The 22713-nt window shown below is 71.5% G+C and carries 20 protein-coding genes and 1 pseudogene; 14 read left to right on the top strand and 7 right to left on the bottom strand.

Going from position 1 to position 22713, the window contains the following annotated elements:
- The first annotated feature begins 31 nt into the window (after positions 1–31).
- Entirely contained in the window at positions 32–1204 is a 1173-nt protein-coding gene (hutI, locus tag OCT49_RS12430) for an imidazolonepropionase (RefSeq protein ID WP_283851939.1), read from the top strand.
- Between the two features lie 190 nt (positions 1205–1394).
- On the opposite strand, the gene OCT49_RS12425 is transcribed toward hutI, so the two are convergent.
- On the bottom strand, positions 1395–2420 hold the full coding sequence (locus tag OCT49_RS12425; RefSeq protein WP_283855771.1) for an RNA polymerase sigma factor SigF: 1026 nt from the start codon (positions 2418–2420) through the stop codon (positions 1395–1397).
- 284 nt (positions 2421–2704) lie between these two features.
- On the opposite strand from OCT49_RS12425, the gene OCT49_RS12420 reads away from it, so the two are divergent.
- The 6 genes from OCT49_RS12420 (at position 2705) to OCT49_RS12395 (ending at position 8535) form a co-directional block, all read left to right on the top strand.
- Positions 2705–3073: an STAS domain-containing protein gene (locus OCT49_RS12420; protein ID WP_148838307.1), complete on the top strand. Its 369-nt coding sequence runs from the start codon at positions 2705–2707 to the stop codon at positions 3071–3073.
- A 231-nt stretch (positions 3074–3304) separates the two neighbouring features.
- Positions 3305–3829 carry an ATP-binding protein gene (locus tag OCT49_RS12415; protein WP_283851938.1) on the top strand — a complete coding sequence of 175 codons (525 nt, stop codon included), beginning with the start codon at positions 3305–3307 and terminating at the stop codon, positions 3827–3829.
- Between the two features lie 229 nt (positions 3830–4058).
- A complete protein-coding gene (locus tag OCT49_RS12410; protein WP_283851937.1) occupies positions 4059–4760 on the top strand; it encodes a peptidase in 702 nt (233 codons plus the stop codon).
- Positions 4761–4916: 156 nt separating this feature from the next.
- Positions 4917–5945, top strand: coding sequence for a COG1470 family protein (locus tag OCT49_RS12405; RefSeq protein WP_283851936.1), 1029 nt, complete (start codon positions 4917–4919; stop codon positions 5943–5945).
- Positions 5942–7126: a hypothetical protein gene (locus tag OCT49_RS12400; protein WP_283851935.1), complete on the top strand. Its 1185-nt coding sequence runs from the start codon at positions 5942–5944 to the stop codon at positions 7124–7126. The genes OCT49_RS12405 and OCT49_RS12400 overlap by 4 nt, the downstream gene beginning before the upstream one ends.
- A 38-nt stretch (positions 7127–7164) precedes the next feature.
- Positions 7165–8535 (top strand): hypothetical protein, encoded by a 1371-nt coding sequence (locus OCT49_RS12395; RefSeq protein WP_283855770.1) that lies wholly within the window; start codon positions 7165–7167, stop codon positions 8533–8535.
- A gap of 186 nt (positions 8536–8721) precedes the next feature.
- Here OCT49_RS12395 and OCT49_RS12390 read toward each other — a convergent pair whose 3' ends face one another.
- Positions 8722–10212: a peptide MFS transporter gene (locus OCT49_RS12390; RefSeq protein WP_283851934.1), complete on the bottom strand. Its 1491-nt coding sequence runs from the start codon at positions 10210–10212 to the stop codon at positions 8722–8724.
- Positions 10213–10705: 493 nt separating this feature from the next.
- Here OCT49_RS12390 and OCT49_RS12385 point away from each other — a divergent pair, with 493 nt between their 5' ends.
- Positions 10706–11383 carry a response regulator transcription factor gene (locus OCT49_RS12385; RefSeq protein WP_283851933.1) on the top strand — a complete coding sequence of 226 codons (678 nt, stop codon included), beginning with the start codon at positions 10706–10708 and terminating at the stop codon, positions 11381–11383.
- A gap of 119 nt (positions 11384–11502) precedes the next feature.
- Positions 11503–12768 carry a sensor histidine kinase gene (locus OCT49_RS12380; protein WP_283851932.1) on the top strand — a complete coding sequence of 422 codons (1266 nt, stop codon included), beginning with the start codon at positions 11503–11505 and terminating at the stop codon, positions 12766–12768.
- Between the two features lie 301 nt (positions 12769–13069).
- On the opposite strand, the pseudogene OCT49_RS12375 reads toward OCT49_RS12380, so the two are convergent.
- Positions 13070–13546, bottom strand: a pseudogene (locus OCT49_RS12375) (GtrA family protein); the annotation flags it as partial.
- Between the two features lie 213 nt (positions 13547–13759).
- Between OCT49_RS12375 and OCT49_RS12370 the strand changes: the two are divergent.
- The 3 genes from OCT49_RS12370 to OCT49_RS12360 all read left to right on the top strand — a co-directional run bounded on the left by OCT49_RS12370 (position 13760) and on the right by OCT49_RS12360 (position 16738).
- Positions 13760–14899: a 5-(carboxyamino)imidazole ribonucleotide synthase gene (locus OCT49_RS12370; RefSeq protein WP_283851931.1), complete on the top strand. Its 1140-nt coding sequence runs from the start codon at positions 13760–13762 to the stop codon at positions 14897–14899.
- A complete protein-coding gene (purE, locus tag OCT49_RS12365) occupies positions 14896–15435 on the top strand; it encodes a 5-(carboxyamino)imidazole ribonucleotide mutase (protein WP_283851930.1) in 540 nt (179 codons plus the stop codon). Before OCT49_RS12370 ends, purE begins: the two co-directional genes overlap by 4 nt.
- 109 nt (positions 15436–15544) lie before the next feature.
- Positions 15545–16738 carry a dipeptidase gene (locus OCT49_RS12360; RefSeq protein WP_502963364.1) on the top strand — a complete coding sequence of 398 codons (1194 nt, stop codon included), beginning with the start codon at positions 15545–15547 and terminating at the stop codon, positions 16736–16738.
- A gap of 97 nt (positions 16739–16835) precedes the next feature.
- Here OCT49_RS12360 and OCT49_RS12355 read toward each other — a convergent pair whose 3' ends face one another.
- The gene (locus OCT49_RS12355) at positions 16836–17198 is read right to left on the bottom strand and encodes a VOC family protein (protein ID WP_283851929.1); all 363 of its coding nucleotides are present in this window, start codon (positions 17196–17198) and stop codon (positions 16836–16838) included.
- A 95-nt stretch (positions 17199–17293) separates the two neighbouring features.
- Between OCT49_RS12355 and OCT49_RS12350 the strand changes: the two genes are divergently transcribed.
- Complete coding sequence (locus OCT49_RS12350) at positions 17294–17845, top strand: CGNR zinc finger domain-containing protein (protein WP_283851928.1); 552 nt, start codon at positions 17294–17296, stop codon at positions 17843–17845.
- A 48-nt stretch (positions 17846–17893) separates the two neighbouring features.
- On the opposite strand, the gene OCT49_RS12345 is transcribed toward OCT49_RS12350, so the two are convergent.
- On the bottom strand, positions 17894–19237 hold the full coding sequence (locus OCT49_RS12345) for a UDP-glucose dehydrogenase family protein (protein WP_283851927.1): 1344 nt from the start codon (positions 19235–19237) through the stop codon (positions 17894–17896).
- Positions 19238–19436: 199 nt separating this feature from the next.
- Between OCT49_RS12345 and OCT49_RS12340 the strand changes: the two genes are divergently transcribed.
- Positions 19437–20594 (top strand): acyl-CoA dehydrogenase, encoded by a 1158-nt coding sequence (locus OCT49_RS12340; RefSeq protein ID WP_148838296.1) that lies wholly within the window; start codon positions 19437–19439, stop codon positions 20592–20594.
- An 85-nt stretch (positions 20595–20679) separates the two neighbouring features.
- On the opposite strand, the gene OCT49_RS12335 is transcribed toward OCT49_RS12340, so the two are convergent.
- Complete coding sequence (locus OCT49_RS12335; protein ID WP_283851926.1) at positions 20680–21576, bottom strand: RpnC/YadD family protein; 897 nt, start codon at positions 21574–21576, stop codon at positions 20680–20682.
- 33 nt (positions 21577–21609) lie between these two features.
- Positions 21610–22608: a helix-turn-helix domain-containing protein gene (locus OCT49_RS12330; protein ID WP_283851925.1), complete on the bottom strand. Its 999-nt coding sequence runs from the start codon at positions 22606–22608 to the stop codon at positions 21610–21612.
- Positions 22609–22713: the final 105 nt, after the last annotated feature.

The raw sequence follows: 22713 nt of genomic DNA, 5'->3' as shown, positions 1-22713 counted from the left end.
ACCCGCCCCCCGCAAGGAGAGCAACCACCCGATGACGACGACCGCCATCACCAACATCGCGAGCCTGGTCACCAACGACCCCTCCCTCCGTGCGGATTCCCCCCTGGGCCTGGTCCGGGACGCGGCCGTCGTCATCGAGGACGACCGGATCGTCTGGGCCGGTGAATCAAGCAAAGCACCCACCACTGACAACGCCGTCGACGCGGGCGGCCGGGCGGCGATCCCCGGCTTCGTCGACTCCCACTCCCACCTCGTGTTCGCGGGCGACCGCACCGAGGAGTTCAACGCCCGGATGTCCGGCCGCGCCTACAGCGCGGGCGGCATCAGGACCACGGTCGCCGCGACCCGCGCCGCCACCGACGACGAACTCTCCGCCAACGTCGCCCGCTACCTCGCCGAGGCGCTGCGCCAGGGCACCACCACCCTCGAGACCAAGTCCGGCTACGGCCTCACCGTCGAGGACGAGGCCCGCGCCCTGCGCATCGCCGCCCGGCACACCGAGGAGGTCACCTACCTCGGCGCCCACATCGTCTCCCCGGACTACGCCGACGACCCGGCCGGCTACGTCGAGCTGGTCACCGGGGCGATGCTCGACGCCTGTGCCCCGTACGCCCGTTGGGTCGACGTGTTCTGCGAGCGCGGCGCCTTCGACGGCGACCAGGCCCGCGCCGTCCTCACCGCGGGCCGGGCCCGGGGCCTGCACCCCCGCGTCCACGCCAACCAGCTCGGCCACGGCCCCGGCGTCCAGCTCGCCGTCGAACTCGACGCCGCGTCCGCCGACCACTGCACCCACCTCACCGACGCCGACGTGGACGCCCTGGCCCAGGGGAACACCGTCGCCACCCTGCTCCCCGGCGCCGAGTTCTCCACCCGCGCCACCTGGCCGGACGCCCGCCGCCTCCTCGACGCGGGCGCCACCGTCGCGCTCTCGACGGACTGCAACCCGGGCTCGTCGTTCACGTCCTCGATGCCCTTCTGCATCGCCCTCGCCGTGCGCGACATGGGGATGACGCCGGACGAGGCGCTCTGGTCGGCCACCGCGGGCGGTGCGGCGGCCCTGCGGCGCACGGACATCGGCCGCATCGCCCCGGGCGCCCGCGCCGACCTGGTGCTCCTCGACGCGCCCAGCCACGTCCACCTCGCCTACCGGCCGGGCGTCCCGCTGGTCCACGCGGTCTGGCGGCGGGGCGAGCGCGTCCTCTGAGAGCGGCCGGGGCCGCCGCCTCGGGGAGTTCATCAGGCGCCCGCGCGTGGTTCGGTGATGGAACGTCAGGTGCAGTGGAGCGTCGGGCGTGGCGGGGTAGCGGACGTGACGGGGCGTCGGACATGACGGGCAGCAGGAATGCGGAAGGACCCGCCCCTGCCGGGACGGGTCCTTCGACGAGGAGTGGCGCTCACTCCTCCAGCGTCAGCCCCCTGCGGAGCTTGACCAGGGTGCGGGAGAGCAATCGCGACACGTGCATCTGGGAGATGCCCAGCTCCTCGCCGATCTCCGACTGCGTCATGTTGGCGACGAACCGGAGCGAGAGGATCGTCCGGTCGCGCCGGGGCAGCGAGGCGATCAGCGGTTTCAGGGACTCCACGTACTCGATGCCCTCGAGCCCGTGGTCCTCGTAGCCGATGCGGTCCGCCAACGCGCCCTCGTGCTCGTCCTCCTCGGGCTTGGCGTCCAGCGAACTCGCGGTGTACGCGTTGCTGGCGGCCATGCCCTCGACGACCTCGTCCTCGGTGATGCCGAGGCGCTCGGCGAGTTCGCCCACGGTGGGCGAACGGTCCAGTTGCTGGGCGAGCTCGTCGCCGGCCTTGGCCAGGTCGAGCCGCAGCTCCTGCAGGCGGCGCGGGACGCGCACGGACCAACTGGTGTCGCGGAAGAAGCGCTTGATCTCGCCGATGATGGTCGGCATCGCGAACGTGGGGAACTCCACGCCCCGGCTGAGCTCGAACCGGTCGATCGCCTTGATCAGGCCGATCGTGCCGACCTGGATGATGTCCTCCATCGGCTCGCTGCGGGAGCGGAACCGGGAGGCGGCGAACTTGACCAGGGCCAGGTTCAGTTCGACGAGCGTGTTGCGGACGTACGAGTACTCGTGGGTGCCCTCTTCGAGGGATTCGAGTCGTGCGAAGAGCGTCTTCGACAGTGCCCTGGCGTCCAGCGGCCCCACTTCGTCGTAGGGCGGGATCTCGGGAAGTCCTTCGAGGCCGTCGCCGTGGTCGGTGGCGACGGGGCGGCTGCCGGGGTCATCGGGGTGACCGGAGCCGGTGGTGCCGACAGCGGTGCCGACAGTGCTGACGGTGGTACTGGTGCTGCTGTCGCGCGGGCCGTCTGCGGCGTGCGCGGCAGGGGAGTCTGAGGGGGTCAGTCCTTGAGGACCTGCTGACGTCGCGTCGGGGGTACGCGGTCCGTCGAGCCGGGGTGACATGGTCTCCTCCATCGTTCTCGGCATATGGCTGCCGATGCCCATACGTGTTCCTGCGGTGAAGCGGCGCCTCCGAAGCCGGCCGTGTTTTTTGAGGTCCCTCTACCCTTACCCGCTACGGATGGACAGTTACAAGCGCCAATTGATGCCATATGTCCGGTTTGTTGAGGTCTTCGGGTATCGCGTGGCGCACAGAGCGCGTACTGTTCCAAGAACGTCAGAGACAGCACATACGGATCTGTGCACGCGGCGACGCGGCCAGTGACGAACGGCGAAGAGGGACGGGCATGGACCGCGGGACGGTCGGCAGTGCGAACCGGGGACGACTTCAGGTCGAGGTCCGGACCGAGGGGCGCAGCGAGGTCGTGACACCGGTGGGTGAGCTGGATCACCACACGGCGGACCTGTTGCGAGAACCCCTGGAGCACGCGGTCGAGCAGGGGCGGGCGCGCCTGGTGGTCGACTGCTCGCGCCTCGAATTCTGTGATTCCACCGGGCTCAACGTGCTGCTCGGTGCCCGCCTCAAGGCGGAAGCGGCCGGGGGAGGGGTCCATTTGGCCGGAATGCTGCCGGTGGTGGCGAGAGTCTTCGAGATCACCGGGGCCGAGGCGGTCTTCACCGTCCACGACTCCCTCGAAGCCGCTCTGGACGGGTGACCGCGCCGCGCGATCGCGACCCGGGCACGCCGGCTGTTGCCAGTGTCACGCGATCCGCGCGGACGAAGTGGGTGTTGTCACGATTCGGCCGGGCAGAAGACATCCGGCGGAGCCGCGGGCGACCGGCGCGCTTCCCATCCGTACTGGTACCCGTACCTGTATCTGTATCTGAAACTGCGACTGTCACATTGTTTTGATGGCGACATGGTGAATCGGTGAGGTGAAGCGCTGATGAGCACCACCCGGCAGCACCCGCCGGGCGACCTCGGCCGCGAGCCGGAGGACGTCGGCGTGGACGCACACCTGGACGCGGGCGCCGGTGCCGCCTCCTCCTCCGGACCGGCCGAGTGGCAGTGGCACACCCTGTCGCTGCGCGACATCGGCGGCACCGTGCCGACGGCCCGCGACTTCGCCCGCCAGGCGCTCCACGAATGGGGCTGGCTCCCCGCGTCCGGCGCCGACGGCCGGGCCGCCGCCGAGGACGTCCTGCTGGTCGTCTCCGAACTGGTCACCAACGCCTGCCTGCACGCGGACGGCCCCGAGGAGATGCGCATCGCCTGCACGGCGAAGGTGCTGCGGGTGGAGGTCGTCGACTCGGGCGCGGGACAGCCCGCACCCCGCACCCCGCACCGGGCCGGCCGGCCCGGCGGCCACGGCATGTTCATCGTGCAGCGGCTCTGCCTGGACTGGGGCGTCCTCCGGGTACCGGGCCGGCCCGGCAAGACCGTCTGGGCGGAGCTGGCCGCCCCCGCGTAGGGCACCTTCCGTACGTACCACCCCTCAGGAGCGCGCCGGATCGGCGCGCTCTTTGTCTTCCCTCCTCAAGTTGCCGGGCGTACCTTGAGCGCCGATCTGATGTGTCGTCAGTAACGTGCGCCGGTGCGCCGCGGCGCGCGACGGCTCCCGAGGATTTCCGGCGACCTCCGGCGCCTTCCGGTGGCTTCCGGCGACCTTCGGCAACTTCCGGCATGAGGGGAACTCAGAGGTGTCCTACCAGAAGCGAACAGCTCTCGCGCTGGCGTCCGCGCTGGCGGGCACGGTGGTGCTGATGGCCGCGCCCGCCGCCCACGCCACGGTCGTGGACGTCGACTACAAGTGCAAGACCCCGATCGGCGACAAGAGCGCCGTGTCCCCCATCGACATCAAGAGCGTCCGGAGCGGCAACGGCTACCGGCTCACGATGTCCTTCCAGAAGGGCGTCTCGTCCAGCCCCGTCGAACTGGGCAAGGGCGCGATGAACCCCAGCGCGGTGATCGAGGTGGGCGGCGCCGATCCGGGCCGGGTCCAGGTCTCCGGCCCGTCGAACTCCGCGGCGATACCCGCCAACACCCCCATCAAGATCAGCGACTTGTCGGGCACGTACACGCCGAAGAAGAGCGGCAAGGTCGACTTCACCGCCGGGGTGCTCACCATCAAGGCGCTGGGCACGACCACCACCTGCACCCCCGCCAACAACCCCGGCCCGTCGCTCCGGCTCGACGTGACGGCCGCCGGGGGCGGGGGCGGCACGGCGACCGGCGGCGGGAACGACGACCCGGCCGGCGGGCAGCTGCCGAAGACCGGTCCGCTCGACTCGGCCGTGGCGCTCGGCACGCTCGGCGGCACGGTGCTGCTGACCGGTGCGGCGGGGGTGCTCTGGCTGACCCGGCGGGGACAGCGGCAGGAGGCGGGGGCGGTGGGCCGCTAGGCGTTTCCGCCGGTACGCCCGTGCCTGTGCCCGGTACGCCCGCGCCGGAGGAGCCGTGACCGGTACGTCCATCCGCCCCGGGGAGCCGTGGCCGGTACGTCCGGGCCCGCGGTCCACGAGACCCAGCCGCCGCCGTCACGCACCAGGGAGCCGCCCATGCCGCCGCCGACGACCGGCCGCGCCGTCCGACTCGCCCTCGCCGTACTGCTGTGCGCTCTCGCCGTGCCCCCGGAGGCGGTCGCCGTTCCCCGGGCGCCGTCGCCCGCGAAGGACGCGTCGTGGACGGCGCGGCCTGCCGGGAGCGGTTCGGGCGGGAAGGGCAGCAGACCGTACTTCTACCTGGAGGGGGCGCCCGGCAGCGTTCTGCAGGACCGGCTCTCCGTCACCAACCCCGGCTCCTCCCCGATCACCGTGCGCCTGCGCGGCACGGACGGGCCCGGGGCGACGACCGCACCGCGGCCGGGCACGGGGGGCGCGCCCGGCACCGGCCCCGGGGCCTGGCTGCGGGCCGCCGCCACCGAGGTGACCGTGCCCGCCCGCACCCGCGCCGACGTGCCGTTCACCGTCACGGTCCCGGCCGGGGCGGTGCCCGGCGACCGTTCCGGCGCGCTCGTCGTACGCGGCGGCGACCGCTCGGTGGAGGTGGACCTCCGGCTGCGGATCGGCGGACCGGCCGTGGCCGCGCTCACCGTCGAGGACGTCACCGTGTCCGGCCGGACCATCCACTACACGCTGGTCAACCGGGGCAACACGGTCCTCGCCCCGGAAGTCGCCGTCCGGGCCGACGGGCTGTTCGGGACGGTGCTGCGGCGCGAGGCCCGCGCCCTGCCGGTGCGCCTGCTGCCCGGACAGCGCCTCGGGCTCACCGAACCGTGGCGGGACACCCCCGCGCTGGACTCGACGACCGTCCGGCTGCGCGTCACCGCGGCGGGCGACGTGCACGGCGAGGCGACCGCCCGCGCGGTCTTCGTCCCGTGGGCCCCGCTGACCGGCGGCGCGCTGTTCCTCCTGGCCGCCGTCGCCACCGGCGCGTACGCGTACCGGCGCCGGCGCCCGCGCGGCCGACCGGCGGACGAGGGCCGGTCGACGGGCGACGAGCGGTTGCCGGACGGCGAGCGGGCCGCGCGGGACCAGCAGCAGCACTCCGGGACGAGGCATTCGGTGCAGGCGGGAGCGGAATCGTGACGGGACAGGCCGGACCGGCGGCACTCCGGAGAGGCGGTCGGCGGCGGACCGCGGCACTGCTCGCCGTACTGCTGCCCGTACTTCTGCCCGCCCTCCTGCTGCTCCCCGCGACCGGCGCCGGAGCGGCGGACGCGAAGGCGACGGGGGGCGTCGAGGTGGCGTCCGCGAAGGCGACGCTGGGAGCCAAGGCGGCGGAGAAAGATGCGAAGCCCGTGGTCACGCTCTCCGCCCGGCAGGCGGGCAAGGGTGGCGAGATCACCGTGAAGGGCCGAGGCTGGCGCCCGAACACGTTGCTGATGATGCTGATCTGCGGCCGGTCCACCCCGGACCGCGGCGTGATCGGCGGCACCAACTCCTGCGCCAACGCCGACGGCCGGGCCGTCACCACCGACGCGGAGGGCGGCTTCCGCAAGAAGCTGCCGGTCGCCGAACCGCCCGTGCCCTGCCCGTGCGTGGTGCACATCGCCACCGTCACCGGCGAACGGGCCGACGCCGACGCCGTGTTCGTCGTCGCGGGCCACCCGACCGCCCCGCTGCCGAAGGAGGGCACGGGCGGCAGGCTCGCGGTGCTCGCCACCGCACGGCTGGAGGGCGACAGCGGCATCCTCACCTGGTTCGGGGCCCCGCCCGCCCGGCGCCTCGTCCTCACCGTGGGCAACCTCGGCTCCGCCCCGGTCGAGGACCCGGTCTTCGAGATCGGCACCGCGCACGGCGTCTTCGCGCCGCAGTGGGAGGAACGGCCGTGGCGCGGCACCATCGCCTCCGGCCGCAAGGCCCGGATCGAGCTGCCGGTCGAGCTGGCCGCGGGCGCCCACGGCGACTACCAGATCTCGCTCAGGTACGGCGGCAAGGTGCTGGTCGAGCAGCCGTGGGGGGTCGGCCGCCCCTGGGGGGTCACGCTCTTCTGGGTGCTGTTGTGCCTGGTGGTGCCGGCCGCCGTGTTCCGGATCGGTATGGCGGTCGTCGACAAGGTGCGCCCCCGTTCCCCGCGCGCTCCGGCCCGTACCCCGCGCGCTCCGGCCCGCGCCGGGCGCCGCCACCGTCCGCGTCCGGCCGCCGCGCCCACGAACCCTCCGGCCGGGTCCGCCGACGACCCGGCCGCCACCACGGCCGCGCTGCCGTGGTTCACCCCCGATTCCGCACCGTCAGGGAACAGACCGACGACGAAGGGACAGTCGTGAGTACGCAACGGAGGACGGTCGCGGCGGGAGTCGCGATGATGCTCGGCGGGGCGGGCCTGCTGCTGGCCGCCACCCCGGCCGAGGCCGCCGACATCTCGTACAGCACCGAGTGCATACCCCCGCCCATCTCCGGGCTGCCGGCCATGCAGGGCACCACCGTGGTGCAGCTGACCGCGCCCGCCGAGGCCGAGGTCGGGGACACCGTCGAGGTGGTGTGGAAGACGGTCCGGGCCGCTTCCAAGAACCCCGACGTGCTCGACCTGGACAAGGACACGGTCAAGCCGACCGGCACGATCAAGCTGGGCGGCGCGGCCACGGGCACCCTGCGGATGGAAGGACCGCGGCAGAACCCGCCGATTCCGAAGAACAGCGACATGCTGCTGTCCGACATGAAGGGCACGCTGAAGCTGGAGAAGGCCGGTGAGATCACGCTGACGCCGGACGCGTACGACATCAACGTCTCCAAGCCGATCTCCACGGACACCAAGTGCAGCCCGAAGGGGACCGTGCAGCCGGGCGCGACCATCAAGGTCACCGACGGCGGCTCGACGACCACGGGCGGCACCAGCTCCGGCACGACCAGCGGTACGACCAGTGGCACGACCGGTGGCACCAGCTCCGGTTCCACCACCGCGGGCGGTACGACCTCCGGCACCACCTCGGGCTCCGGCGGCAGCACGTCGGCCTCCGGAGGCACCACGTCCGGCACCACGTCCGGGACCACCTCCGGCTCCACGTCCGGTTCCGGCGGGGGCGACGGGCAGACCGACTTCCCGGGCAAGGAGGTCTCCGCCAACTTCACCTGTACGTCCCCCGGCCCGGCCGACATCGCCTCCAAGGTGACGATCAACGCCAAGAAGAGCGGCGGCAGCTACGCGCTCACGGTCAAGACGGCCAAGGGCGTGATGGACAGCCCGGCCGCCCTGCCGGCCGGTGCGCTCAAGCCGTCCATGGACGTCACCCTGGGCGGCGCCGACAAGGGCTCGGTGAAGGTCACCGGACCCGCCAACACCGAACCGCTGGAGCAGGGCAAGCCGGTCGACCTGCCCGACATGACCGGCACCTACAAACCGGGCGCGTCCGGCAAGTCCACGCTCAGCCCCGGCACCCTGACCATCGACGTCACCCTGGGCGCCTCGAAGATCAGCATCCCCTGCAAGATCAAGGGCACGGTGAGCCCGTCGCTGGAACTCGACACCACGGCCCAGGAGGGCGGCGCGTCCGGCTCCGCCGCCTCGGGCTCGGCCGGGGCCACCGGCTCCGCGACCTCCGGCGGCGGACTGGCCGACACCGGGGCCGGGGACCACGGCACCCTGCGCGCCCTCGGCCTGGTCGCGGGCACGACGATCCTGCTCGGCGGCGCCGTGTTCGCCTTCACCCCCTGGCGCAGGCTGCGCGGCACCGCCTGAGCCGTACTCGCACTCGCACCCGTATCCGTACGAAACACCCGTACCCGTACGGAATCGCCCGGGGCCGTCGTACCGCCGCACCGGCGGCGCGGCGGCCCCGGAACGCACCGTGCCCGCGCCCTCCGGAGAACCGGACGGGCGCGGGCACGAGCACGGGCGTGCGACGCGGATGGGCGGGTCAGCGCATCAGCGCACGTCCCCCATGAGCTGGGTGACCTTCTTGCGGTACATCCAGATCGCGAACGCCGCGACGACGGCGAGCCCCGCCTCCAGGGCCACGATCCCCGTCTTGTTCAGGTTGACGCCCGCCAGCGACAGCAGGCTGGTGGTGCAGTCGCCCGCGGTGACGGCGAGGAACCAGACACCCATCATCTGGCTGCCGTACTTCGCCGGAGCCATCTTCGTGGTGACCGACAGGCCGACCGGGGAGAGGCAGAGCTCACCGACGGTCTGCAGGAAGTAGATCGACACCAGCCACATCGGGCTGACCTTGTCGCCGTCCGACGCCATGGTCAGCGGCATCATGAAGACGAAGAAGGAGACACCGACGAGGAAGAGGCCCGAGCCGAACTTGACGACCGTGCTCGGCTCCTTGCCGCGCCGGTTCAGCGCCAGCCAGATCCAGGCGACGACCGGGGCCATCGCCATGATGAAGACCGGGTTGATCGTCTGGTACCAGGAGGTCGGGAAGTCCAGGCCCAGCACGCTGCCGGTGGTGGAGGACTCACCGAAGAGCGACAGCGTGGAACCGCCCTGGTCGTAGATCATCCAGAACACGGCGGCGGCGACGAAGAACCAGATGTAGCCGGACATCTTCGACTGCTCGGCCTTCGACAGGTCCCGGTCGCGCTTGATCCGCACCAGCACCGTGACCGGGATGAGCAGACCGGCGACGGTGATCGGGACGAGCGCCCAGTTCAGCGTGTAGACGTCGGTGGCGACGAGCACGCCGTAGAAGACGACGGCGACGATCAGCCAGATCAGACCCTTGCGCAGGGCGGAGCGGCGCTCCTCGGCCGACAGCGGCTTCGGGACGACGCTGCTGCGCGCGCTGAGGTGGCGGGTGCCGATGAGGAACTGGGCCAGGCCCAGCGCCATGCCGACCGCCGCGATGGCGAAGCCGAGGTGCCAGTTCACCTTCTCGCCGACGGTGCCGATGATCAGCGGCGCGGCGAAGGCACCGAGGTTGATGCCCATGTAGAAGACGGTGAAGCCCCCGTCGCGGCGCGGGTCCTCCGGGCCGTTGTAGAGGTGGCCGACCATCGTCGAGATGTTGGCCTTCAGCAGCCCGGAGCCGAGCGCGACGAGCGCCAGACCGGCGAAGAAGGTTCCGGAACCGGGCAGCGCGAGCGTCAGGTGGCCCAGCATGATGACCGAGGCCGAGACGGTGACCGTCTTGCGCGGCCCCCAGACCCGGTCGCCGAACCATCCGCCGGGCATGGCGAGCAGGTACACCATCGCCATGTAGATGGAGTAGATCGCGGTGGCCGTGGCCGCGTTCATGTCCAGGCCGGAGCTGGAGACCAGGTAGAGCGGAAGCAGGGCCCGCATGCCGTAGAAGCTGAAGCGCTCCCACATCTCGGTCATGAAGAGAGTGGCCAGGCCGCGGGGGTGGCCGAAGAAGGTCTTCTCGGATCCAGAAGTACTGGCCGGGTCCTTCGTCAGGCTGGACGCCATGGTCGATCCTTGTGTGCTCGGGACGCGACGCCTTGTGAGCGTGGTGCGCCCGGTGGGGGGAGGCCGGCACCGGCACGGACACGTCCCGCTCCCCGACGCCCCGGAGGAGATTTCGTCCCGCCCGCCGTACTCGTCGAGGAGCCGGCGGAGCGACGGGGACCGACCGTGCCGGGATCCACGCCCGGCGCGCATTCTCGCGCTCCGGGCCCGGCCGCAGGTCATTCACTGACATTCACGACTGGCGGGTACCAGCCGGCAAAACAAAAGAGACCCTCGGCGCTAAAAGCTGCCCAAGGGTCCTTGAGTGGTGCAACAGGCGTCGAGCAACCATACGACATGACAGAGCCCGAAATGAACGGACTTGAGAGATGGATCACAGGTGCCGGTGCAACCGCACCCGTGTATTCGAAGGTTTCTCCCCCCTTGTTTCGCAGACCCGCAGGGCTTTTGGATCACCTCCCGGCAGCCGCCCCGCGCGGACTACCATCACTGCATGACCCGTGTACTGCTCGCCGAGGACGACGCGTCCATCTCGGAGCCGCTGGCCCGCGCACTGCGCCGGGAGGGTTACGAGGTCGAGGTCCGGGAGGACGGTCCGGCCGCGCTCGACGCCGGCCTCCAGGGATCGATCGACCTGGTCGTGCTCGACCTGGGCCTGCCGGGGATGGACGGGCTCGAAGTGGCCCGCAGACTCCGGGCCGAGGGCCACACCGTCCCGATCCTGGTGCTGACCGCCCGGGCCGACGAGGTGGACACCGTCGTCGGTCTGGACGCGGGCGCCGACGACTACGTCACCAAGCCCTTCCGGCTGGCCGAACTCCTGGCCCGGGTCCGGGCCCTGCTGCGTCGCGGCGCCTCCGAGCCCGCCCCGCAGCCCGCGACGCACGGCGTCAGGATCGACGTCGAGTCGCACCGGGCCTGGATGGGCGACGAGGAACTCCAGCTCACCGCGAAGGAGTTCGACCTGCTCCGGGTCCTGGTGCGCGACGCCGGCCGGGTCGTCACCCGCGACCAGCTGATGCGGGAGGTCTGGGACACCACCTGGTGGTCGTCGACCAAGACCCTCGACATGCACATCTCCTGGCTCCGCAAGAAGCTCGGCGACGACGCCGCCAACCCGCGGTACATCGCGACCGTGCGGGGCGTCGGCTTCCGCTTCGAGAAGAGCTGACCGGACGAGGCCGATCGGGAAGAACCGACCGGACGAGCTGACGTCCCGGGAGGACCGGAGGACCGGAGCATTTGGAGTCCTCCCGGAACCCGGGGAAGAACCGACGAGCAGAAGCAACCATGCGCCGCAGACTGATCAACTCCACGCTCGCCGTGGTGCTCGTGGTGATCGCCGTCTTCGGCGTCTCCCTCGTCATCGTCGAGACCCGCACCATCAGCAACAGCGCCCAGGAGAGCGTCGAGTCCGAGGCGCTGCGGCTCATCAGCGTCGTCGAGAGCCGGCTCGTGGAGGACGAGCGGCTCACCCCCGGCCTGCTCTCCCAGCAGATCGACAGCAAGCGCTACGCACTGGTCAAGGTGCCCGGCCGGCCCACGATCGAGGTCGGCGAGCGTCCCACCGGCAGTGTGATCCGCGGCACGGCCGAGGGGGAGCGCGGCGAGCGGGTCACCGTCGAGGAGTCCAGCTCCGCGGTCACCCGTGAGGTCGGCCGCACCCTGATGATCATCGGCGCGGTGGCCCTGCTGGCCATCGTCTCCGCCGTGCTCCTGGCGGTGCGCCAGGCCAACAGGCTGACCCTGCCGCTGACGGACCTCGCCGAGACCGCCGAGCGCCTGGGCTCGGGCGACCCGCGACCCCGCCACAAGCGGTACGGGGTGCCGGAGCTGGACCGGGTCGCCGACGTCCTGGACGCCTCCGCCGAACGGATCGCCCGGATGCTGACCGCGGAACGCCGACTGGCCGCCGACGCCTCGCACCAGCTCCGCACGCCGCTGACCGCGCTCTCCATGCGGATCGAGGAGATCTCCGTCACCGACGACCCGGAGACGGTGAAGGAGGAGGCGAACATCGCGCTCACCCAGGTCGAGCGGCTCACCGACGTGGTGGAGCGGCTGCTGACCAACGCCCGCGACCCGCGCACCGGCTCCGCCGTCGTCTTCGACCTCGACGAGGTGGTCAAGCAGCAGATCGAGGAGTGGCGTCCGGCCTACCGGAGCGCGGGCCGCGCCATCGTCTGCTCCGGCAAGCAGGGGCTGCGGGCCGTCGGCACCCCGGGCGCGGTCGCCCAGGTGCTGGCCGCGCTGATCGAGAACTCGCTGATGCACGGTGGCGGCACGGTCGCGCTGCGCACCCGGGTCACCGGCAATCAGACGGTCATCGAGGTCACGGACGAGGGCCCCGGCGTTCCCGCCGGTCTCGGCGCCCGGATCTTCGAGCGGACGATCAGCGGCCGCAACTCCACCGGCATCGGCCTCGCCGTCGCCCGGGACCTCGCGGAGGCGGACGGCGGCCGTCTCGAACTGCTCCAGCAGCAGCCGCCGGTCTTCGCCCTGTTCCTCAGCCGGGTGGCCCGGAAGCGGGAGGAACCGGAACGTCCGGTGCGGTGACCGGCAGAGCCGGAGACGTACCGGCCCATACGGGCACCGGCCCCACCGGCCCGTACCGGGCACTGACCGCCACCCGGCCCGTGCCGGGCACCGGCTACCGGCGTGCCGAATTCGCCCCGACCCGCGCCGGCCGCGCCGATCGTTCCGCGCGGCGTTGCTTCAGGAACCCCTCGGCGACCCGCACGGGCCCGTCCGACACGGCTTCCCCGGCCGACGCGGCTTCCCCGTCGGGCGCGGCGGAGTCCGCGGCGGAATCGGCCGGGGCATCGGTCACGACATCGGCCGGGGAATTGCCCACGGCATCGGCCGGGGGCGCCTCGGCCTCGTCGGGCAGGGGCCTCGCCTCGGGCAGGGCCTTGAAGACCCACGTCCGGTAGGACCAGAAGCGGAACATCGTCGCGATGCCGATCCCGAGGATCTTGAAGACATTGCTCTGGACCGGGCTGTTCCAGCCGAAGCCGTACGTCGCCACGTACAGCACACCGGACTCGATCACCGCACCCACCGCGCTGAACAGCAGGAACAGTGTCAGCTCCCGGGTGCGCCCGCTCTTGTCGCGGTCCCGGTACGTCCAGTAGCGGAAGCCGAGGTAGTTGCCGCAGATGGCGATCAGGGTCGCCAGCAGACCGGCCCGGACCGTCGGGATGTCCGTGTACCGCCAGAGCAGGTTGGACGCCCCGATGTTGACCACCAGGCCGACCCCGCCGACCACGCCGAACTTGGCGATTTCCCGGGCCAGCAGATCCAGCCGGGCCCGCAGTGCGCCCCGTTCGCTCATGGTGATCGCTCAGCCCGTCAGTCGATTACGTCAACCCGGTCATGCTAACCAGCCCGTCCCCGCCCCGCCCCGGATGCGGTGTTCCGGTGTGGCGATGCCGTGACGCGGCCGGGCGGCGGCGGAGGGACCGGAGCGGAGGGCGCCGAGGGAGCGGAGGGACCGGGGCGGAGGGCGTCGTCGGAGGGGCTCCGGGACGGCGGATACCCTGGAGGAGTGACGTTCCCGGTAGTCGGCATGGTCGGTGGCGGTCAGCTCGCCCGTATGACCCACGAGGCGGGCATCCCCCTCGGCATCAAGTTCAAGCTCCTCAGTGACACCCCCCAGGACTCGGCGGCCCAGGTGGTGAGCGAAGTCGTCGTCGGCGACTATCGCGACCTGGACACGCTGCGCGCCTTCGCGCAGGGTTGTGACGTGATCACCTTCGATCACGAGCACGTACCGACCGAGCACCTGCGGGCCCTGGAGGCGGACGGCATTCCCGTGCGCCCGGGACCCGCCGCGCTGGTGCACGCCCAGGACAAGGGGGTGATGCGCGCGAAGCTCGACGAGATCGGCGCGCCCTGCCCCCGCCACCGCATCGTGGCGGATCCGGCCGACGTGGCCGCCTTCGCCGAGGAGACCGGCGGCTTCCCCGTCGTCCTCAAGACGGTCCGCGGCGGCTACGACGGCAAGGGCGTCTGGGTGGTCCGCTCCGAGGCGGACGCGGCCGAGCCCTTCCGGGCCGGTGTCGCGGTCCTCGCCGAGGAGAAGGTCGACTTCGTACGGGAGCTGGCGGCCAACATCGTCCGCTCGCCGCACGGCCAGGCCGTCGCCTACCCGGTCGTCGAGTCGATCCAGGTCGACGGCGTCTGCGACACGGTCATCGCCCCCGCCCCCGAGCTGGACGAGCGGCTCGCCGGCGAGGCCCAGCAGCTCGCCCTGCGCATCGCCGCCGAACTGGGCGTCGTCGGCCACCTCGCCGTCGAGCTCTTCGAGACCCGTGACGGCCGCATCCTGGTCAACGAACTCGCGATGCGCCCGCACAACTCCGGGCACTGGACCCAGGACGGCGCGATCACCTCCCAGTTCGCCAACCACGTCCGGGCCGTGCTCGACCTGCCGCTCGGCGACCCCCGCCCGCGCGCCACCTGGACGGTCATGTCCAACGTCCTGGGCGGCGACTACCCGGACATGTACCAGGCGTACCTGCACTGCATGGCCCGCGATCCGCAGCTCAAGATCCACATGTACGGCAAGGACGTGAAGCCCGGCCGCAAGGTCGGACACGTCAACACCTACGGCGACGACCTGGCGGACGTGCGGGAGCGCGCCCGGCACGCGGCCGACTACCTGCGAGGAACGATCACCGAATGACCTCCCCCGCCACCGCCGCGCCCCTCGTCGGCATCGTCATGGGCTCGGACTCCGACTGGCCCGTCATGGAGGCCGCGGCCAAGGCCCTCGACGAGTTCGAGATCCCCTACGAGGTCGACGTCGTCTCCGCCCACCGCATGCCGCACGAGATGATCGCGTACGGCGAGCAGGCGGCGGAGCGCGGCCTGAAGGCGATCATCGCGGGCGCGGGCGGTGCCGCCCACCTCCCCGGCATGCTCGCCTCCGTGACCCCGCTGCCGGTCATCGGCGTGCCGGTCCCGCTGAAGTACCTGGACGGCATGGACAGCCTGCTCTCCATCGTGCAGATGCCCGCCGGGGTGCCGGTCGCGACCGTCTCGGTCGGCGGCGCGCGCAACGCGGGCCTGCTCGCCGCCCGCATCCTCGCCACCCACGACGCCGAGCTGCTGACCCGGATGCGGGAGTTCCAGCAGGAGCTGAACGACCAGGCGACGGAGAAGGGCAAGCGACTCCGCAGCAAGGTCCGCGGCGCCGACGCCTTCGGCTTCGGGAAGTAGCCGACTCCTTCGGCTTCGGGCAGCAGCCAACTTTTTCGGGAAACAGTTGACGCCTTCGGTTTCGGGAAGCAGCCGACTTCTTCGGCTTCGGAAAGCAGGGGCAGGGATCGTGGAACAGTTGGAACGGGCGAGGGAACTCCTCGCCGCATACCCGGTCGTCGACGGGCACAACGACCTGCCGTGGGCGCTGCGCGAACAGGTCCGCTACGACCTCGACGCCCGCGACATAGCCACCGACCAGTCGGCCCACCTGCACACCGACATACCCCGGCTGCGCGCCGGCGGCGTCGGCGCGCAGTTCTGGTCCGTCTACGTGCAGTCCGACATGGCGGGCGACGAAGCGGTCAGCGCCACCCTGGAGCAGATCGACGTCGTCACCGAGCTCCTCGCCCGGTACCCCGCCGACCTGCGGCGCGCACTCACCGCCGACGACATGGAGGCGGCCCGCGCCGAGGGCCGCATCGCCTCCCTGATGGGTGCCGAGGGCGGCCACTCCATCGACAACTCGCTGGGCACCCTGCGCGCCCTGCACGCACTGGGCGTCCGGTACATGACGCTCACCCACAACGACAACATCGCCTGGGCGGACTCGGCGACCGACGAACCGGGCGTCGGCGGCCTCTCGCCCTTCGGCCACGAGGTCGTACGGGAGATGAACCGCACCGGCATGCTGGTCGACCTCTCCCACGTGGCGGCCACCACGATGCGCGACGCGCTGGACACCTCCACCGCGCCGGTGATCTTCTCGCACTCCTCCTCGCGCGCGATCTGCGACCACCCGCGCAACGTCCCCGACGACGTCCTCGGCCGACTCCCCGCCAACGGGGGCATCGCCATGGCGACCTTCGTGCCGAAGTTCGTCCTCCCGGAGGCCGTCGCCTGGACCCTGGCCGCGGACGAGAACCTGCGCGCCCACGGCCTGCACCACCTGGACACCACCGAGCGGGCCATGCGGATCCACGCCGACTTCGAGGCGGCCCACCCACGCCCGGTCGCCACCGTGGCGACGATCGCCGACCACCTCGACCACATGCGCGAGGTCGCCGGCATCGACCACATCGGCATCGGCGGCGACTACGACGGCACGGCCTTCCTCCCGGACGGCCTCCAGGACGTCTCCGGCTACCCCAACCTGATCGCGGAACTCCTCGACCGCGGCTGGTCCACCGCCGACCTCGCCAAGCTCACCTGGAGCAACGCGGTACGGGTGCTGCGCGACGCCGAGGACGTGGCGCGCGAGCTGCGCACCCGCCGCGGCCCGTCGCACGCCACGATCGAGCAGCTGGACGGCCCGGCCGCCTGACCGGCCGGCCACGACGGACGTGTGGGGTGCCCCCTCGGAAGGGGGCACCCCACACGTGTTTTCCCGTCGGGCTCAGGGCCTCGATCCGCGCACGGCCTCAGTTCAGGCACAGACAGAACGGGTGCCCGGCCGGGTCCGCGTACACCCGGAAGCTCCGCTCCCGGTCCGCCGCGTCCAGCACGGTGGCGCCCAGCGCGAGCACCTCCTTCTCCGCCGCGTCCAGGTCCGGCACGACCAGGTCCAGATGGAGCTGCTGCGAGCCGTCCGGGGCCGGCCACTGCGGCGGTACGTGACCGGGCGCTGCCTGGAACGCGACGACCGTGCCCCCGGTCCCGGTCAGCTCCACCCAGTCGTCACCGCCGCGCTCGACCTTCCCGCCGAGCAGCCCGGCGTAGAAATCGGCGAGTGCGACGGGGTCGGTGCAGTCCAGGACGACGGCACCCAGCTCGGCGAGAGCCATGACGTGTTCCTCCTCAGAGCGACATGGTTACCTCTACATCGGCTCAACCGGTAACCGTTACTGCATGCTGCCGCATGACGGGTAACGTCGCAACCATGAGTGAGAAGGAATCCGCGCCCGGTGGACTCGCGCTGATCGAGGCGCTGGTCAACACGCTGGACATCGAGACCGGCGCGGACCGCCTCGACACGGAGGACGGGCGCGCCGCGTTCGGCATCGCCGAGCAGGACGTCGGGGACGCCCGGGAACTGCGCGAGGCGCTGCGCACCGTCTGCCTCGCCCACGCCGGCCACCGCCCGCCGGGCGCCGCCGCGCCGCTGCTGGACCGGCTGCTCGCCGGGGCGCCCCTGCGCGTCACCGTGGACGCCGCGGGCGCCGCGGCCCTGCGCCCCGCCACCGAACCCGCCGGGCTGACCGCGCGGATCGCGGCGGCCATCGCCACCGCGGCGGCCGACGGCACCTGGGCCCGGCTCAAGGCGTGCGAGGCGGAGGACTGCCGGTGGGCGTACTACGACCGCAGCCCGGCGGGACGCCGCCGCTGGTGCTCCATGTCGGTGTGCGGCGCCCGCGCCAAGATGCGTACCTACCGCGCCAGGCACGGCGGCCAGGGCCCCTCAAGCCGAACGAGTCCAGGACCCCCGGCCTGAACGAGTCCAGGCCCCCTCGAACCGGATGAACCGGATGGACCGGATGAATCAGGCCTTCGGGCGGCCCATGGCCCGGTACGTCCAGCCGGCCCCGCGCCACAGCTCGCCGTCGAGCGCGTTGCGGCCGTCCAGGACGATCCGCCGGGACGCGACCGCGCCGAGCTCCGCCGGGTCCAGCTCACGGAACTCGCGCCACTCCGTCAGGTGCAGCACCACGTCCGCGCCCCGCACCGCCTCCAGCGCCGACTCCGCGTAGCCGAGGGTCGGGAAGAGCCGCCGGGCGTTGTCCATGCCCTTCGGGTCGAAGACGGTGACCTGGCCGCCCTGGAGGTGTATCTGCCCGGCCACGTTCAGCGCGGGCGAGTCCCGTACGTCGTCCGAGTCCGGCTTGAACGTCGCGCCCAGCACCGCCACCCGCCTGCCCAGGAAGGAGCCGCCGCCCACGGCCTCCCGCGCCAGCTCCACCATGTGGCCGCGGCGCCGCATGTTGATCGAGTCGACCTCGCGGAGGAAGGTCAGCGCCTGGTCCGCGCCCAGCTCACCGGCGCGCGCCATGAAGGCCCGGATGTCCTTCGGCAGGCAGCCGCCGCCGAACCCGATCCCGGCCCGCAGGAACTTCGACCCGATCCGCTCGTCGTGCCCGATCGCCTCGGCCAGCTTCATCACGTCGCCGTCGGAGGCCTCGCAGACCTCGGCCATGGCGTTGATGAACGAGATCTTCGTGGCCAGGAACGAATTGGCCGCGGTCTTCACCAGCTCGGCGGTCGGGAAGTCCGTCACCACGAGCGGCGACCCCTCGGCGATCGGCGTCGCGTACACCTCGCGCAGCAGCTTCTCGGCCCGCTCGCTCGCCACGCCGACGACGATCCGGTCCGGGTGCAGGGTGTCGTTCACGGCGAAGCCCTCGCGCAGGAACTCCGGGTTCCAGGCCAGCTCGGCGTCGGCGCCCGCCGGTGCCAGCTCCGCCAGCCGCGCCGAGAGCCGGGCCGCCGACCCCACCGGGACGGTCGACTTCCCGACGACCAGCGCGGGCCGGGTCAGGTGCGGGGCCAGCGACTCGAACGCGCTGTCCACGTGGCTCATGTCGCAGGCGTACTCGCCGTGCTTCTGCGGAGTGTTCACGCAGACGAAGTGGACGTCGCCGAAGGCCGCCACCTCTTCCCACGAGGAGGTGAACCGCAGACGCCCCGTGGACCCCTCGATGCCCTCGACGTGCCTGCGCAGCAGCCCCTCCAGCCCGGGCTCGTACATCGGGACCCGACCGGCGCCCAGCATCTCGATCTTCTCGGGCACGATGTCGAGGCCGAGCACCTCGAAGCCCAGTTCCGCCATGGCCGCGGCGTGGGTGGCACCGAGGTAGCCGGTGCCGATCACAGTGATCCTGAGGGCCATGAAACGCTCCTGGGAGATGCGGACAGACGTGCGGTGAACGAGCATAGTCGTGCTCCTGGAGGCCCGGTTTCCGACCGGCTGCGCGACTTCTCCCACCCCTGTCGTGAAGCTCACGCACGCATGGCATAGGCCATCGTGGGAGCCGGGAACTAAAATTGGGTTACTTAACGGTAGTTAGCGTCTTTGGGGAGTGAGCGTCTTGGCGGGTTCGACCGATTTCGACCTGTACCGTCCGGCCGAGGAGCACGAGATGCTCCGGGAGACGGTGCGCGCGCTCGCCGAGGCGAAGATCGCCCCGCACGCGGCCGCGGTCGACGAGGAGGCGCGCTTCCCGCAGGAGGCGCTCGACGCCCTGACCGCCGCCGACCTGCACGCGGTGCACGTACCGGAGCAGTACGGCGGCGCGGGCGCCGACGCCCTCGCCACGGTCATCGTGATCGAGGAGGTGGCCCGGGTCTGCGCCTCCTCCTCCCTGATCCCGGCCGTGAACAAGCTCGGCTCGCTCCCGGTGATCCTCTCCGGCTCCGAGGACCTGAAGAAGAAGTACCTGGGCCCGCTCGCCAAGGGCGACGGCATGTTCTCGTACTGCCTCTCCGAGCCCGACGCGGGTTCCGACGCGGCCGGCATGAAGACCCGCGCCGTGCGCGACGGCGACTTCTGGGTGCTCAACGGCGTGAAGCGCTGGATCACCAACGCGGGCGTCTCCGAGTACTACACGGTCATGGCCGTCACCGACCCGACCAAGCGCTCCAAGGGCATCTCGGCGTTCGTCGTCGAGAAGTCGGACGAAGGCGTCTCCTTCGGCGCCCCGGAGAAGAAGCTCGGCATCAAGGGCTCGCCGACCCGCGAGGTCTACTTCGACAACGTCCGCATCCCCGCCGACCGCATGATCGGCGAGGAGGGCACCGGCTTCGCCACCGCGATGAAGACCCTGGACCACACCCGCATCACCATCGCGGCCCAGGCCCTCGGCATCGCCCAGGGCGCCCTGGACTACGCCAAGGGCTACGTCCAGGAGCGCAAGCAGTTCGGCAAGCCGATCGCCGACTTCCAGGGCATCCAGTTCATGCTCGCCGACATGGCCATGAAGCTGGAGGCGGCCCGCCAGCTCACCTACTCGGCCGCCGCCAAGTCCGAGCGCGTCGACGGCGACCTCACCTTCTTCGGCGCCGCGGCCAAGTGCTTCGCCTCCGACGTCGCGATGGAGATCACCACGGACGCGGTCCAGCTCCTCGGCGGCTACGGCTACACGCGGGACTACCCGGTGGAGCGGATGATGCGCGACGCCAAGATTACCCAGATTTACGAAGGCACGAACCAGGTCCAGCGGATCGTCATGGCGAGGAACCTCCCGTAACGGCCTCTGTCCCGAACGTCCGGCCCCCGATGGCGATGGTCCATCGGGGGCCGGGTGCGTGTATGGGCTCAGGGAGCTGAGTGGATCACTTGTCGGTGAAGACGTCGTCGGCGGTGGTGGCCGTGGCGGCGCGGTTGAGCCACTGGAGCAGGAGCCGGGAGTCGTCGCAGTTGCCGATCTTCTCGCGGATCTCGTCGGTGACGGCGATGCCGCGCGCTTCGAGGATCAGCAAGAGGCCTTCGGCCTGGCCTTTGACCAGCCCTTCGGCCCGGCCTTCGGCTCGGCCTTCGGCCCGGATTTCTTCCGACATGAAGGACTTGTAGAAAGAGAGGTCCACGGCCACCAGGTTCCTCCACTGTTGTGCGGCCGAGCGGTTGCCCAGGCCCTGTGCGGTGAGTTCGACGATGGGGTTGGCGATGGTTTCCGGTGCGTCCCGCAGTGCGGCGGACAGGGTTTTCAGTATGGCACCGACGTCCGGATTGTCGGCGTGTGTGATGGCGGCCAGAGTGGCGAGCGCGAGGTCCTTGCGGGCCTCGGCCACGTCGGTGATGACGGGCATGTTGTGGGGTCCGGCGACGAGGGGGCTCAAGGTGAGGGTCTGCCATCGACGGATCCCGATGGAGACGGGGCGCGCGGCCCATTCGGCGGTGGCGTGGTCCTGGCAGACGACCAGCAGCAGGACGGGCAGCCCGTATCTGTTGTGGAGATAGCTGACGTAGTACGGCCAGCTGGCGGACTTGCGCGGGTCCTTCTTGCCCTGGGCCTCGATGGCGAGGAGGAAGGCCCCCTCGCGCTCCGTCTCGATGCGCAGGAGGGTGTCCACCCGGCGTTCGACGGGGCGGGCCTCGGTGAGGTCGGTGGGCAGGGCGACGGCCGAGGTCGGTGGCGGGATGTCGACTCCGAGCACTTCGGAGACGCGGGAGAAGAGGCCGGGGTACTCCTGGAAGATGCTGTGCATTGCCTCGTGGGGTGAGCTGACCATGCAGGTCCGTTCGGGTTGTGGGTGATGTTCCGGTCAGGCGGCCGGGAGTTGTTCGGTGCGGCAGTCGCGGCAGTGGCCGGGGTGGGGGGAGCGGAAGGCGCGGTCGCAGCCGTCGCAGTTCTGGAGCGGGGCGACGGTGGTGCGGGGGTGGTGGGGGTCGGCGGGGGAGTTGTTCCGGGGTGCCGGGAGGGGTGGCGGGAGGAGCGTCGTGATCCGGTGGCGCAGGAGTCCGGCCGGGTGTTTGAGGGGGGTGGGGAGGTCGGTGGTGAGGGTGTGGCGGATGGTTTCGGGGTGGATCTTGCGTTCGAGCCAGGTGGTCAGGCCGGGGGCGAGGGTGCGGATGTCGTGCTCGGAGAGGACGAGTTGGGGTGCGTGGCGGCGCAGGCCGGCCAGGAGTGTGGTGGCCTTGTGCAGCAGTTCCGGGGTGAGGTGGTGCGGCTGGGGGAGTGGGGGCGGTGGTGGTGTGGTGCGTGGGGTGGGGGCCGGTGCGGGGGCGGGTGCGGGGGCGGGTTGCGGTGGTGGCGCGGGTGCCGGGGGAGGCGCGGGTGCCGGAGCGGGGGGTGGCTCGGGAGGGGTCGTGCGTGGCGGTGGAGGCGGTGGAGGCGGTGGTGGTGTGGGGGGTTCGGGAGCGGCCGGGGTCTGGCGGTGGGGAGCTGGGGCAGCGGTGCCGGGCTGGTTGTACGACGTGGTGCGGGTGACGATGCGGCCGTCGGCGAGGCGTACGCGGCTGCGGTGGAGGTAGCCGTGGGCTTCGAGTTCGCGCAGGGCGGCGGCGATGCGGGTCTCGCTCTCGGGGAAGCGTTCGGCAAGGTGCTTGATGCCGATCCTGGCCCCGGCGGGGAGTGACTGGATGTGGGCGGCGAGCCCGATCGCGGTCAGGGAGAGGCGGCGGTGCTGGGTGAGGTGGTTGCCGATGACGGTGAAGCGCGAGACATGACGGGAGTTGACGTGGACGACGCCGGATGACGGCGTGGCGTCTTCGGGTACGGGGGGCGGGGCGTGCGGGGGCACGGTAATCTGCGGGGTATCCATCGGGAAGCTCTCTTCTTCCTCGGTGGTCAGGCCCCCGGTTGAGAGTGCGAATCTCGTCGGGGGCCGTCGCGTGTCTGGAGTTGTCGCGGCGAGCATAAACCGATC

Origin of the sequence: Streptomyces sp. ML-6, from assembly GCF_030116705.1 — a bacterium.
GTDB lineage: Bacteria > Actinomycetota > Actinomycetes > Streptomycetales > Streptomycetaceae > Streptomyces.
The sequence above is the reverse complement of the archived record's forward strand: the minus strand, read 5'-3'. Positions and strand labels throughout refer to the sequence as shown.

What these genes read in the sequence shown, in the direction of transcription:
- hutI (WP_283851939.1), top strand. Translation starts at nt 32, where the DNA reads ATGACGACGACCGCCATCACCAACATCGCGAGCCTGGTCACCAACGAC.
- OCT49_RS12425 (WP_283855771.1), bottom strand. Translation starts at nt 2,420, where the DNA reads ATGTCACCCCGGCTCGACGGACCGCGTACCCCCGACGCGACGTCAGCA.
- OCT49_RS12420 (WP_148838307.1), top strand. Translation starts at nt 2,705, where the DNA reads ATGGACCGCGGGACGGTCGGCAGTGCGAACCGGGGACGACTTCAGGTC.
- OCT49_RS12415 (WP_283851938.1), top strand. Translation starts at nt 3,305, where the DNA reads ATGAGCACCACCCGGCAGCACCCGCCGGGCGACCTCGGCCGCGAGCCG.
- OCT49_RS12405 (WP_283851936.1), top strand. Translation starts at nt 4,917, where the DNA reads ATGCCGCCGCCGACGACCGGCCGCGCCGTCCGACTCGCCCTCGCCGTA.
- OCT49_RS12395 (WP_283855770.1), top strand. Translation starts at nt 7,165, where the DNA reads ATGCTCGGCGGGGCGGGCCTGCTGCTGGCCGCCACCCCGGCCGAGGCC.
- OCT49_RS12390 (WP_283851934.1), bottom strand. Translation starts at nt 10,212, where the DNA reads ATGGCGTCCAGCCTGACGAAGGACCCGGCCAGTACTTCTGGATCCGAG.
- OCT49_RS12385 (WP_283851933.1), top strand. Translation starts at nt 10,706, where the DNA reads ATGACCCGTGTACTGCTCGCCGAGGACGACGCGTCCATCTCGGAGCCG.
- OCT49_RS12380 (WP_283851932.1), top strand. Translation starts at nt 11,503, where the DNA reads ATGCGCCGCAGACTGATCAACTCCACGCTCGCCGTGGTGCTCGTGGTG.
- purE (WP_283851930.1), top strand. Translation starts at nt 14,896, where the DNA reads ATGACCTCCCCCGCCACCGCCGCGCCCCTCGTCGGCATCGTCATGGGC.
- OCT49_RS12355 (WP_283851929.1), bottom strand. Translation starts at nt 17,198, where the DNA reads ATGGCTCTCGCCGAGCTGGGTGCCGTCGTCCTGGACTGCACCGACCCC.
- OCT49_RS12350 (WP_283851928.1), top strand. Translation starts at nt 17,294, where the DNA reads ATGAGTGAGAAGGAATCCGCGCCCGGTGGACTCGCGCTGATCGAGGCG.
- OCT49_RS12345 (WP_283851927.1), bottom strand. Translation starts at nt 19,237, where the DNA reads ATGGCCCTCAGGATCACTGTGATCGGCACCGGCTACCTCGGTGCCACC.
- OCT49_RS12335 (WP_283851926.1), bottom strand. Translation starts at nt 21,576, where the DNA reads ATGGTCAGCTCACCCCACGAGGCAATGCACAGCATCTTCCAGGAGTAC.
- OCT49_RS12330 (WP_283851925.1), bottom strand. Translation starts at nt 22,608, where the DNA reads ATGGATACCCCGCAGATTACCGTGCCCCCGCACGCCCCGCCCCCCGTA.